The sequence below is a fragment of the Brachybacterium tyrofermentans genome, from assembly GCF_039526165.1.
GTDB classification, from domain to species: domain Bacteria; phylum Actinomycetota; class Actinomycetes; order Actinomycetales; family Dermabacteraceae; genus Brachybacterium; species Brachybacterium tyrofermentans.
This window is the reverse complement of the sequence record NZ_BAAAIR010000044.1, coordinates 136,164-148,028: the sequence shown is the minus strand read 5'-3', so window position 1 is coordinate 148,028 and position 11,865 is coordinate 136,164. Positions and strand designations below refer to the sequence as shown.

General features: G+C 71.1%; 9 protein-coding genes. 4 read left to right on the top strand and 5 right to left on the bottom strand.

What is annotated here, in order from left to right; genetic code table 11:
• Window positions 1-952 precede the first annotated feature (952 nt).
• Genes ABD093_RS13720 through ABD093_RS13710 form a run of 3 tightly spaced genes read right to left on the bottom strand, consistent with a single transcriptional unit; the run spans window position 953 to window position 3,384 of the window.
• Complete coding sequence (locus tag ABD093_RS13720) at window positions 953-1,621, bottom strand: HAD family hydrolase (protein WP_193118820.1); 669 nt, start codon at window positions 1,619-1,621, stop codon at window positions 953-955.
• A gap of 9 nt (window positions 1,622-1,630) precedes the next feature.
• On the bottom strand, window positions 1,631-2,377 hold the full coding sequence (locus tag ABD093_RS13715; RefSeq protein ID WP_193118819.1) for a phosphotransferase enzyme family protein: 747 nt from the start codon (window positions 2,375-2,377) through the stop codon (window positions 1,631-1,633).
• Complete coding sequence (locus ABD093_RS13710; protein ID WP_343925203.1) at window positions 2,377-3,384, bottom strand: N-acetylglucosamine kinase; 1,008 nt, start codon at window positions 3,382-3,384, stop codon at window positions 2,377-2,379. Before ABD093_RS13710 ends, ABD093_RS13715 begins: the two co-directional genes overlap by 1 nt.
• 84 nt (window positions 3,385-3,468) lie before the next feature.
• Between ABD093_RS13710 and ABD093_RS13705 the strand changes: the two genes are divergently transcribed.
• Window positions 3,469-6,045 (top strand): family 78 glycoside hydrolase catalytic domain, encoded by a 2,577-nt coding sequence (locus ABD093_RS13705; RefSeq protein WP_343925201.1) that lies wholly within the window; start codon window positions 3,469-3,471, stop codon window positions 6,043-6,045.
• Window positions 6,046-6,165: 120 nt separating this feature from the next.
• On the opposite strand, the gene ABD093_RS13700 is transcribed toward ABD093_RS13705, so the two are convergent.
• On the bottom strand, window positions 6,166-6,696 hold the full coding sequence (locus ABD093_RS13700) for a GNAT family N-acetyltransferase (protein ID WP_343925210.1): 531 nt from the start codon (window positions 6,694-6,696) through the stop codon (window positions 6,166-6,168).
• A 196-nt stretch (window positions 6,697-6,892) separates the two neighbouring features.
• Between ABD093_RS13700 and ABD093_RS13695 the strand changes: the two genes are divergently transcribed.
• The 3 genes from ABD093_RS13695 (at window position 6,893) to ABD093_RS13685 (ending at window position 10,526) form a co-directional block, all read left to right on the top strand.
• A complete protein-coding gene (locus ABD093_RS13695; protein WP_343925199.1) occupies window positions 6,893-9,592 on the top strand; it encodes a PEP/pyruvate-binding domain-containing protein in 2,700 nt (899 codons plus the stop codon).
• 67 nt (window positions 9,593-9,659) lie between these two features.
• Entirely contained in the window at window positions 9,660-10,130 is a 471-nt protein-coding gene (locus tag ABD093_RS13690; protein WP_343925197.1) for a hypothetical protein, read from the top strand.
• Window positions 10,131-10,214: 84 nt separating this feature from the next.
• Entirely contained in the window at window positions 10,215-10,526 is a 312-nt protein-coding gene (locus tag ABD093_RS13685) for a hypothetical protein (protein WP_343925195.1), read from the top strand.
• A gap of 329 nt (window positions 10,527-10,855) precedes the next feature.
• Here ABD093_RS13685 and ABD093_RS13680 read toward each other — a convergent pair whose 3' ends face one another.
• On the bottom strand, window positions 10,856-11,818 hold the full coding sequence (locus ABD093_RS13680; protein ID WP_193118812.1) for an aldo/keto reductase: 963 nt from the start codon (window positions 11,816-11,818) through the stop codon (window positions 10,856-10,858).
• Window positions 11,819-11,865: the final 47 nt, after the last annotated feature.

The window sequence follows — 11,865 nt, the reverse complement described above, 5'->3', positions numbered from 1 at the left end:
ACTGGGCTTCCTCACCCCCACCGAAGCGTTCGCTCGACTCATTGCCGGCGAACCCCATGTTGCTTCGACGCCTTGACACCACCGAGGGGCTGGACGCGGTGATCACTCGGGGCACCGAGGGAGTTGGCGAGGGGATGGCCTGAAGGCTGAAGTGGTCCGTTCGGCCAGGTTCAACTCTGAAGTCTCTCCGAAGCTGGACAAGGGCGCCCGTCCCGGGTTGGGGGCCTCTCTCGCACGGATGCTTGCCGTCCACAATTCTTGATTCATCCGCTGGGTCGTCCGGCCACTGCCTACCCTTCGCAGCATGGCCAGTCTCTGCGCATGGGTGGACGAAAGCATGCGTATTCGAGGCGCTGAGGTGCCGATCCACTTCTTGGGTGCCTCGATAGGTTCGTCGGAGCCGGCGGAGGCACCTGTGCTGCTCCGCCAACTTGCACCCCGCGGCAACAAGCTCCACTGGCGAGATCTCGGTGCGAACGGGAAAGCTCGGGCGGCTGCGTTGTTGCCTCAGCTGGGGCTCCGCCATGTCGTGGTCTCGGCAGCGCCGCTGGTCCCTGCCAAGCAGGAACGTGCTCGGGGTCTGAGCTTCGAGAGATTGCTCTGGGAGCTGGCTCAACGTGAGGTCGCTCGAGTCGTCGTGGAGTCGCGATCGCCGTCGCAGGACCGGAAAGATCTGAAAAGAGTCGATGGACTGCGCTCGCGTGCTGTGATCCCGCGAGATATGCGAGTGGAATGGGTGCCCGGGATCGAGGATCCCATGCTCTGGGCACCAGACCTCGTACTAGGTGCGCTGGGCGACGCCTATGTCGACCGTGTCGATGCTCCGCCCGCTTTGGCGGAGCAGGTCACCCGGATAGATATCAAGCTCGCATGAGCGCGAAGGCCAGGCCCTACGAAACCGCAGGTGTCCTGGCCTCTACTTCCGGTCTCCCAGCGGGAGATGGCTACTCCATTAGACCTCCCGCCGAGGGGCTGAGTCAATGCCCTCTGACTCCATGACCAGCGCGAGCACCTCGAGGGTGGAGGGTGCCTGCAAGGTCGGCGGTGCGTCGAGCTCCCAGGCTTGACCGTGGGTCACCCATCCGGTGCGGCACCCGGCCGCCTGGCCGCCCTGGATGTCCGCGGTGGCGCGGTCCCCGACCATCCAGGTGACCCCGTCGGCCGGGAATCCTTCCACCGCAGCCGTGAAGATCTCCGGGGCGGGCTTCCTCGCGCCGACAGCTTCCGAGATCACCACCTTGTCCACACGACCCTCGAGCCCGCTCACCCGCATCTTCCGAGACTGCTGGGCCACGAGTCCGTTGGTCACGACGATCAGCGTCCATCCCCGATCGCGCAGCTCGGCGAGCTTCTCGAGCAGGCCGTCGTAGCAGCGCACGTGGCCCGCGTGAGCGTGCAGCAGGGTCTGGACGAGCTCGTCGCGGGTCGAGGTCAGGTCGAGCCGCTCGAGCAGTCCGTCGGCGAGGATCGCCCGATGCGTGTAGCCGTGACCGTCCGTCTCGAGCAGCCAGCGCAGATCGTCCTTCGTGCCTCCCTGCGCGGCGATGAACTCCTCGGCCCAGGCGGCGAAGGCGCCGTCACGATCCACCAGCGTGTTGTCGAGATCCAGGAGCAGCAGCATCGGGCGAGCCTAGCGGGGGAGTGGTACCGGGAAGGTGCGTCGGCCCGCCTCGTGCATCGACTCGAGGTGGCTGCGCCAGGTGGTGGGCCAGCCCTGCGTCACCCAGGTCGCATGCGGCTCGTGGCCGTGGGTGCCGAGCCACTCGACCTCGTCGATCGCCTGCTCATGGCGTGATGCCGCGGCCTCGACGACGTCGATCGGGGCGTTCCAGCCATAGCCCTCGAGGAGCGCGCGGGCGCGGGCCCGCCGGAGCTCGGCCTCGGCCGGCGAGAGTGGGGCGTCGTCGGGATCGACGTCGACGGGAACGGCCCACAGCAGGGCGTAGGCGAGGTCCTCGACGGGGTCGCCCGGCCGCGCGGCATCCCAGTCGAAGAGCCCGACGGCGATGCCGTCCCGCCAGGCGACGTTCCCCGGCTTGGGATCCCCGTGGCAGATGGGGGTGCTCGGGGTGCTCGGGACCGACCAGACGGCGTCCGCCGGGGGGATCCACGTGCGCGTCGCCTCGTGCACGGCGCGCAGCAGCCGGCCCAGGGAGCGGGCGGCGTCGGGGGAGAGCCCGTCGGGCCAGGCGTCGTCCCCCGCAAGTCCGGGCACGAGGCTCACGTACTCGAAACGGTCATCGAGGCCCAGAGGCCGGGGCACCGGCAGGCCCTGCGCACCCAGATGCTCCAGCAGGGCGTGGATCGTCGGCGTCCAGGGCTTGCGCGGGCGGCGCACCGTCGTGCCGTCGATGCGGATCTCGCGAGGACCTGACATCACGCGGGGATCGCCGACGGGATCCGCCCGGCGAGCCGGCCGATCATCGCCTCGTCGACTTCGACTCCGGCAGCCTCGAGGGCCAGGATCGCCGCTCCGCCGAGGGGGTCGAGCTGTGAGGGGACCAGGTCGAGGGCGCTCGGTTCGGCCTCGACCAACATGCGGTCGAGGCGGTCGCGGAAGCTCGGAGCGTCCGCGAGGGAGCCCGTGCAGGCCACAGGGACCGGTCGGGGCCCGGCCACAGGGGCGAGCAGGCGCACACCGCGCGCGGTGCGGGCGGCCAGGTCGGTCAGGGCTCGGTCGGCGAGGGCGGACTGCTCGCCCATCGCCGTGACCTGGGGCGCGAAGTCCCCGTAGGACCGTTTGATGGTGTTGCGGTGAGTTGTGGAGCGGGCGAGGACGGCCGCGTGCAGTGCCGGGGCGTCGGCCACGCCGAAATGCTCCAGAGCCGCCGGGACCAGCGGATCCGTCGGGGAGCAGTCGTTCATCAGGATCTGCTGGACGACGTCGTACACGAGGTGCCGTGCGGCGCCCGCATAGTGCTCGAGCTGCCCGCTCTCGGTCTCGACGCCCTCCTCGTCGATCGCGAGGATCATCGACCCGGTGCCGGCGACCACCACGATGCCCGGCCGGCCTGACAGCGCGCCGCGATGGGCGATCACGGCGTCGTTCACGACGATCTTCGGGCAGGTCAGACCCGGTGCATCGACCAGAGCGGCCGTGCGGTCGTTGTCCCCGTCGCTCTGGTTGGAGCAGGTGCGCTCGAATCCGGCGATGCCGGCCGCGAGGGCCACGGCGTCCGACGGGTCGAGCCCGCCGGAGTCGATCGCCTGGGCGATGGTGCCGCGGATGTTCTCGAGCGCGTCGTCGTTGTGGCTCGGGTTCCCGCCCCCGCCGACGGCCGCGGCGAGGCGCGTCCCGTCCAGCGCGAAGCAGCCCACGCGCGTGTGCGTGCCGCCCCCGTCGATGCCGATCACGAACTCGTGCTGCGGGGTCGTCGGGGTCATGACGGTGAACCTAGCAGCGGCCTGTTCCCCACGTCACTGCTAATCTTCCTGCTCGTGTCGTCGCGAGCGAAGGAGTTGCGTCCGATGGGCTCCACCAGTCGCACCAGTCGCACCAGTCGCACCAGCCGCCCGAGCGGGCTGCTGCTGAACCTCCAGGAGCACGCCGTCGGGGTGGACGGCGCCGCGCTGCGACTGAGCTGGATCGTCCCGATGCTGGGCGACGCGCAGCAGCGCAGCTACCGCGTGCAGATCGCCGAGGACCCCTCGTGCGCCGAGCCGTTCTGGGACTCCGGCCGGGTGCTCTCGGCGGGCTCCACCGGTGTGCTGATCCAGGTCGTCCCCCTGCAGGCATCGACCCCGTACTGGTGGCGCGTGCAGGTCGACACCTCGGAGCGCGGCGACTGGTCGCTCGCCGCGCGGTTGACGACGGCGCCCTTCACGACGGCGCCGTGCACGACGGACCCCTCCGCGAGCGCCCCGAGCCGGTGGCCGGCGACTCCGATCTGGGCCGGGGACTCCGCCGACTGGGCGCTGTTGCGCACCGAGATCGACCTGCCGGTGACACCGATCCGCGCCGCCTTCGTGGAGGCCGTCGGACTCTCCCCGGAGGGCGGCCCCGGCGAGGACGGGCCCCGCGGCGGACGCCAGCACGTCTACAAGCTGTGGGTGAACGCCCAGGTCACGGGCTTCGGGAGCGTGCGCAGCCAGGACAACCACCCGCGGCTGCATACTCACGATCTCACCGGCCTGCTGCACCCGGGTCGCAACGCCCTCGCCGCTCTCGCCTGGGCGCAGGAGGGACGCCAGTTCGCCGCCCGCCTCGTCGTCGTGCTCGAGAACGGCAGCAGGATCGAGCACGTGACGTCGCCGGAGACCTGGCGCGCGCTGCCCGGGAGCGCCCTGCTGCCGGGGGAGCGGAGCGTCGGCGGCGGCTGGTACCACGCCCCCGCGGAGGACTGGGATCTGCGCGAGGAGCCCGTCGGATGGACCTCGCCCGGGTTCGACGACACGGGCTGGGCGGCGGCGTCGGCCGCTCCGGCGCTGCCCGCGGAGCCGGCACCGGCGATCGTGAGTCTCGGGCAGGCCGACGGGGACCCGGCTCCGCTGGAGCCCGTCGGCCCCGGGGCCTGGCGGTTCGATCTGGGCCGGGAGATCGTCGGCGGGCTTCGCGTGCAGGTTCGGGCGAGCGACGGGGCCCGGATCGAGGTGCGCCTGGGCGAGCAGCGCGACGCCGACGGGCGGGTGATCTCCTCGATGCCCACCGGGAACGTCTACGAGGAGACGTGGACCCTGCGCGACGGCGAGCAGGAGGTCGAGCACTGGGGGTATCGCGCCTTCCGCTACGGCGAGCTGCGCGTGCTCTCCGGGGAGATCGAGAATTTGCAGGTCACGCGGACGATCCTGAGCAGCGGGACGGTGCGCGACGGGGAGATCGGGCACGCCGGGGGAATCGGGCACTCCGGCGCGTTCGCGTCGTCGGACCCGGATCTGGACCGCGTGCACGAGCTGTGCCGCTACTCGATCGAGGCCACCACCCTGGATCTCTATCTCGACACCCCGTCGCGCGAGCGCGGGCCCTACGAGGGCGATACCTACGTCAATCAGCTCTCCCACTACGCCTGCGGGCGCAGCTACGCGCTTGCCCGCGTCTCGAACCAGTACCTGACGCGCCGCCCCACCTGGCCGGCCGAGTACCACCTCATGCCCGTGCTCGTGGCCTGGGAGGACTATCTCGCCACCGGGGACGACGCGCAGCTGCGCTCCGATGTGGACCTGTGGCGGCGGGCGAACTACGACCGCCATCTGGGGTTCGACGGACTGCTGCACAAGGACCCCGGCCCCTCGAGCGCCTGGGACGCCGACCTCGTGGACTGGCCGCAGACCTGCCGCGACGACTACGAGTTCACCGAGGTGAACACCGTGCTGAACGCCTTCCAGACGGCGGCCCACGAGACGCTCGCGAAGATCTGCACCGTGCTGGGCCGGGACGCGGAGGCGGAGCATCACGCGGCGCTCGCGGCGCGGATGCTCGCGGGGATCGAGACGCACCTGGTGCGGGAGGACGGCGTCTACCGCGACGGGCTGGGCAGTGAGCATGCTTCCCAGCACGCCACGGCGATCCCGGTGGCGCTGGGCCTCGCGCCGACCGCACGCCGGGAGGGGCTCGGGGAGATGCTGGCCGCCGGCGGGATGCGGATGAGCGTGTACGGCGCGCAGTTCCTGCTGGATGCGCTGTTCACCCTGGGCAGGGCCGACGAGGCGCACGCGCTGATGACCTCCCGCGGGCAGCGCGGCTGGCTGCACCTGCTCGATGACCTGGGAGCGAGCATCGTCCCGGAGGCCTGGGACCCCTCCCTCAAACCGAACATGACCTACTCCCACGCCTGGGGCACCGCCCCCGTGAACGTCATTGCCCGCCGGGTGCTCGGCGTGCGCGTCGTCGCCCCCGGCGCCGCCCGGCTCGAGATCACCCCGCAGCCCGGGCCGCTCGCGTGGATGGAGGGCACGGTGCCGACGATCCGCGGCGACGTGCACGTGCGCTACGACCGGGAGCAGAAACTGGTCGAGGTGCGCATCCCCGCGAACACGACCGCACGGGTGCGACGCGGCGACATCGACGTGGAGGTCGGCCCGGGGAGCACCACCCTGACATCGACGTGACCGCGCAATGCCACCGTGGGGTGTCGGTGATCCCGTAAGCGTGACGAAGTTGGGGGAATGGGCGCTTGATTCCCCCAACTTTGCCCCGTTCGTGACGCTCGTTCGTGACGCTCGTTCGGGTCAACTCCGGGTGGACTCGGGGCTCTCCCCGTCGAGCGGCTTCATCAGCCACCGGGCCGGGTCGGCGACGTGGTGCACCTGGTGCGCATCGTCGATCCACGTGTACCGGTCGAGATAGTCGTGCCCGGTGTCGACGTAGCCGAGTCGCAGGTAGAGGCGCTTCGGGCCGGAGTCGTCGACCCCCAGACCGAGTTCGTGGTGGCCGCGTGCTCTCGCCTCCTCCTCGAGCAGACCGAGCATCCGCGTCCCGATCCCCTGGGATCGCAGGACTTCCGGCCACACCTGCAGCCCGTTGACCTCCGGGCACCGTGGGACCTCCGAGGCAGCGCACCCGGTCCACCGGATCTCGCAGGAGCCGACGAAGGTATCCGGGTCCTGCCGGCAGGTGGCCAGGTAGTACGTGCTGTCGCCCGCCTCCTGGTGCGAGAACCTCATCGCATGCGTCCGACTGTTGCCCGTGGGCGCCCAATCCTCCAGAGCAGGCAGGTCGGTGGCGGTGCACGGGCGGAGGACGACGTCGCAGGGCTGCATGCCGCTCATCGTCCGGGATCCATCGCGGCGGGGCCAGGCAATATCCGGTTACTCCGGGATTCGTCCAGCGACGGACGTCGGCGTCGGGCGTGGTCGTCCCCGGCCTCCGGACGACGCCCCTGGTGCCCCGCGGTGACCAGCAGTACGCTCTGGTCGCCACGCACCCCATTCCGGGTGCCCCGTCGAAGAAGGCGCCATGAACGTCCGCCAGTTCCAGGACATCGGCCGTGACGACATCGCCGAGGTGGGCGGAAAGGCCGCGAACCTCGGTGAGCTCACCCGGGCGGGGCTCCCGGTGCCCCCGGGATTCGTGCTCACCACCGCCGCTTATCGCCGATTCGTCGAGGTCGCGGGGATCCGGGAGCGACTGCTGGAGCAGGTGCGCGACCTCGACCCGGAGGACACCGAGGCCGCCGACCGTGCCGCGCAGTCCGTCGCCGAACTGTTCACGGGCACGGAGATCCCGGAGGACCTGCGTCGTGAGCTCGTCACGGCGCGAGCCGCCCTCGGGGGAGCCCCCGTGGCGGTCCGATCGTCCGCCACGGCCGAGGACCTCGAGGACGCGAGCTTCGCGGGCCAGCAGGAGACGTTCCTGCACGTGGTCGGTGACGCGGACCTGTTCGAGTCGGTGCGCGGCTGCTGGGCCTCCCTGTGGTCCGCCCGCGCCCTCGCCTACCGGGCGCGGCGCGGCATCGACCCGGCCGACGTCGCGCTCGCCGTCGTCATCCAGGAGATGGCCCCGGCGGACGCGGCCGGCGTGCTGTTCACCGCCGATCCCACCACCGGGCGCCGCACGGAGACCGTGATCAGCGCCGCCTGGGGACTCGGGGAGGCGGTCGTCTCGGGGATGGTCGACACCGACGATCTCGTCGTCGACACCGCTCGCGGCCGGATCGTCTCGCGCACCACGGCGGACAAGTCCGTGATGGTGGTCCCGGCCGAGCACGGCACCGCCACGATCCCCGTGCCGCCGCGGCGTCGCCGCGCTCCCGTGCTCAGCGACGCGCAGGCGCTGGACCTCGCCCGCTGGGGCACCCGGATCGCCGCGCACTACGGGGCGCCGCAGGACGTGGAATGGGCGCTGGTGGGCACGGGATTCGTGATCACCCAGGCTCGTCCCGTCGTGGCCCTGCCGGCGCCGGCCGGGCCCGCCCCCGAGAGCTGGAAGGCGCCCCGCAGGCACGCCGGCTACGTCCGGGCGAGCATCGTCGAGCAGATGCCCGACCCGCTCACCCCGCTGTTCGCGGATCTCACGGCGGCGCACGTCATCGAGGCGATGATCTCGACGATCACCGACGCCTCCGGCCGCGACGACGTGTTCACCGACCGCGGCGTCGAGTTCGTGACCATCAACGGCTATGCCTACTACTGCTACGCCAACACCGCCATGGTGACGGTCTGCGCGAAGTCCGTGCTGTTCGTGCCGCGGCTGCTCGGCAAGGGGATCGGCGGGCCGCGGTACTGGCGGGAGACCGCGATGCCGCAGTACCGGAGTGTGGTCGAGGAGGAGACAGTCGGCGACGTCGCGGACCGGCCGGCGGGCGAGCTGCTCGCCTCCGCAGAGCGGCTGGTCACCGCAGGATTCGCGTACTACACCTCAGTGCAGACGGTGATCCCACCGGTGGTGATCGCCGAATCCGTCTACACCGCGTTCTGCCGACGGGTCGCGAAGCCCGGCGACCCGAGCCCGGAGACGCTGCTGTTCGGCTACGAGAGCGCACCGATCCGCGCCGAGGAGTCGCTCTACGGCCTGGCCCGCTGGGCTCGCGAGAGGGAGGGGCTGGCGCAGGCGCTCACGGCCTCGGAGACCGTTCTCGAACAGCGACCCGACGGGGTCGACGACGCGGTGTGGCAGGAGTGGCGCGAGCGCTTCGCGGCGCACCTGGCGGAGCACGGCCACGCGATCTACACGCTGGACGTCGTCCAGCCCGTCGCCGCCGATGCCCCGGAGCTGCTGTGGGACGTGCTGCGGATGTACCTGCGCGGCGAGGGCACCGATCCGGGGGTTCGGCGCGCGGCCGCCGTCCGGGCCCGCGAGGAGGGCGCCGACCGGATCCGGGCGCACCTGCGCAGGCCTCTGCGGCGGGTCTTCGACCGCCTGCTCCGCCGCGCCCAGGAGCTCACCCCGATCCGGGAGGACGCCCTGGCCGGAGTGGGGCTGGGCTGGCCCGCGGCCCGTCGGGCCCTGCGCGAGCTCGGGCGTCGCCTCACGGTCGCCGGGGCTCTCGATGCGGCCGACGACGTGTTCTGGCTGCGCCGGGACGAGCTCGTCGACCTCGCCGAACAGCTCGACGGCTCCGGACAGCTCGAACTCGCCGGACAGCTCGATGGTGGCGGACAGCTCGATGGCGGCGGTCGCCGACTGCCCACACGGGCCGGCCTCGTCGAGGAGCGGCGTGTGATCTGGCGCGGCCAGAAGCTCGCCACCCCGCCCCAACTGCTGCCCCAGCGCTCCGTGTGGCGGGCCTTCGACCGCTTCATGCCCTCGGCCGGAGAGGGCGGGGACGGCGAGGTGCTCACCGGGATCGGCGGCAGCGGAGGCACCGTCACCGCGACCGTGCGCGTGCTGAGCGGACCCGAGCAGTTCCGCGACTTCCGGCCCGGCGAGATCCTCGTCGCCGCGATCACCACCCCGGCCTGGACCCCGCTGTTCGCCATGGCCGCCGGCGTGGTGACCGACGTGGGCGGTCCGCTCAGCCACAGCTCGATCGTGGCGCGCGAGTACGGCATCCCTGCTGTGCTCGGCACCGGCACGGCGACCCGGCGCCTGCGCACGGGCCAACGCGTCACCCTCGACGGATCCGCCGGAACGGTGCGCCTCGCCGAGGAGGAGGACTACGGTGACGAGCACGAGGGCGACGACCGTGTGACGGGGCCCGCCGCCGCTCGCAGCTGACATTCCCGATGGACGCTCGCGGTGCCTGGCTCAGGGCCGTTCGGCAGCTCCCGACGAAAGGTACGTCATGACCGATCCCGCGAAGCTCCTCGCCGCCGCCCATCACGTGCTGCTGCACAACTGGCCCTCGACCGATGTGCCGCACACGCTCGCCCGCGCCGGCTTCGCCGTGACCGTCTTCGGCGGCCCTGCGCCCGACGACGTCTCGGTGACCGAGCTGGTGGACGGAGAGATCGTCGACCGGCGGACCGGGGTGAGGCCGGAATCGGCCGACGTCTTGTACGTCTATCCCTGGCCCGGCTTCGAGCTCGAGCGGGACTTGCCGGACGTGGCCCGCACCGCCCGCGAGCTCGGCGCCGGGACGCTCTGGTTCCAGTCAGCGCTCGCCGCGGACGGGTCGCAGGACGACCACGGGACCTGGGTACCCGAGGACGAGGCCGCACGGATCGACGAGATCGCGGGGGCCGAGGGCCTCAGCGTCGTCCGCGATGCCTACATCGCCGACGTCGCGCGGGGCCTCGGGGCCGATCGCGGCTGATTTCCACCGCTGACTGATAATGGTGAGCCCCGTGGTGCGACTCGGCACGGGCGCCACATCGCCACAGAAGGAGGCTCCTCGCACATGAAGCACCACAAATCAGTCCGACTCATGTGGGACTACATGTTCGTTCTTGAATGGGGCGAGGATGTGGCTGATTCGCAGCCCCTTGACGTGACCGATGAGCTGCCGAAGGAGCTGGTGGAACGTGCGGTCATGTGGGGTGAACGGATGGACCACGTGTACGCATTCTTCCACCTCGAGGACGCCCCTCCCGTGAGTCGGTCCGACGAGCGCTCTCTGGAGTTCGAATACCTCGAGCTGCGCCGGCAGATTGAAGAGCTCGGCTACACGCTCGTCCCGGAAACAAGTCGCTGGCCGTTCCCCTGGCGGTGAGACGTTCTGAATAGCAGGGCGACCCGGTCGGAATCTCGGTGACCTGCTGGTCGACGGCGTGTGCCGCCAGCGAGTGGTGACCAGGCGATGACGCTGATGCCGTAGTGCTCCGCGGCGGGGAGCACCTCGAGCGAGGAGGACCCGGGGTGGTGCATCCACTGGCGCATGGTGTGCAGGCATGCCCCTGAGGGAGCTGGCTGCGCGTATGACGCCAGTGGATGCGTTGCCCTCAGCGTCACCCTGGGTCACCACGGGTCACCACGGGTCACCCTGGGTCACCACGGGTCACCAGGAACGGACCCGGGCCATTTCAGGCGACGACGCCGAGGTCACCAGGCGTAGGCCTCCGGAGCCGGACCGCCGGGACCGGGGAAGATCTCGTCGAGCGTCGCGAGGTCGTCGTCGGACAGCGTGATCTCGACGGCCTCGATCGCGGAGTCCAGCTGCTCCATGGTGCGCGGGCCGATGATCGGGCCGAGCACGCCGGGCCGGTGCAGCAGCCACGCGAGGGCCACCTGACCGGGCGCCAGATCGCGCTCGGCGCAGAACGCTTCCCAGCGGTCCAGCTGTGCGGTGAGCTCCGCCGAGTCGTCGCGGGACTCCGCTGTTCCGCGTCGCACTCCCTTCTCCGAGCGGCCGCCGAGCTTGCCGCCGGCCAGCGGCGACCAGGCGATGACGCCCATGCCGTAGTGCTCTGCGGCGGGGAGCACCTCGAGCTCGATGTCGCGGGTGAACAGGTTGTACAGCGACTGCTCGGAGACCAGGCCCAGCGAGTGGCGGGCGCGGGCGGCCTCGTTCGCCTGGGCGAGGTGCCAGCCGGCGAAGTTCGAGGAGCCCACGTAGGTGATCTTCCCCTGCGCGACCAGCAGCTCCATGGCCTGCCAGATCTCCTCCCAGGGCGCTGAGCGGTCCACGTGGTGCATCTGGTAGAGGTCGATGTGGTCGGTCTGCAGGCGGCGCAGGGACTCGTCGACCGCGCGGCGGACGTTCAGCGCCGAGAGCCCGCGGTCGTTCTTCCCCGGGCCCATCTCGCCGAACACCTTGGTCGCGAGCACGATCTCCTCGCGACGGCCGCGGGAGGCCAGCCAGCGGCCGATGATCTCCTCGGTCCAGCCGCGACGATCCGCGCCGCCGTAGCCGTTGGCCGTGTCGAAGAAGGTCACGCCCTGATCGAGGGCGCGGTCCATGATCGCGAAGGCATCCTCCTCCGCGGTGTGGGGGCCGAAGTTCATGGTGCCGAGGACGAGCCGGGAGACGGTCGCTCCGGTGCGTCCGAGCTGGGAGTACTGCATCGTGATGAGCTCCTCGTATCGTGGCGTCCCCGCGTCAGGAGCCCGGG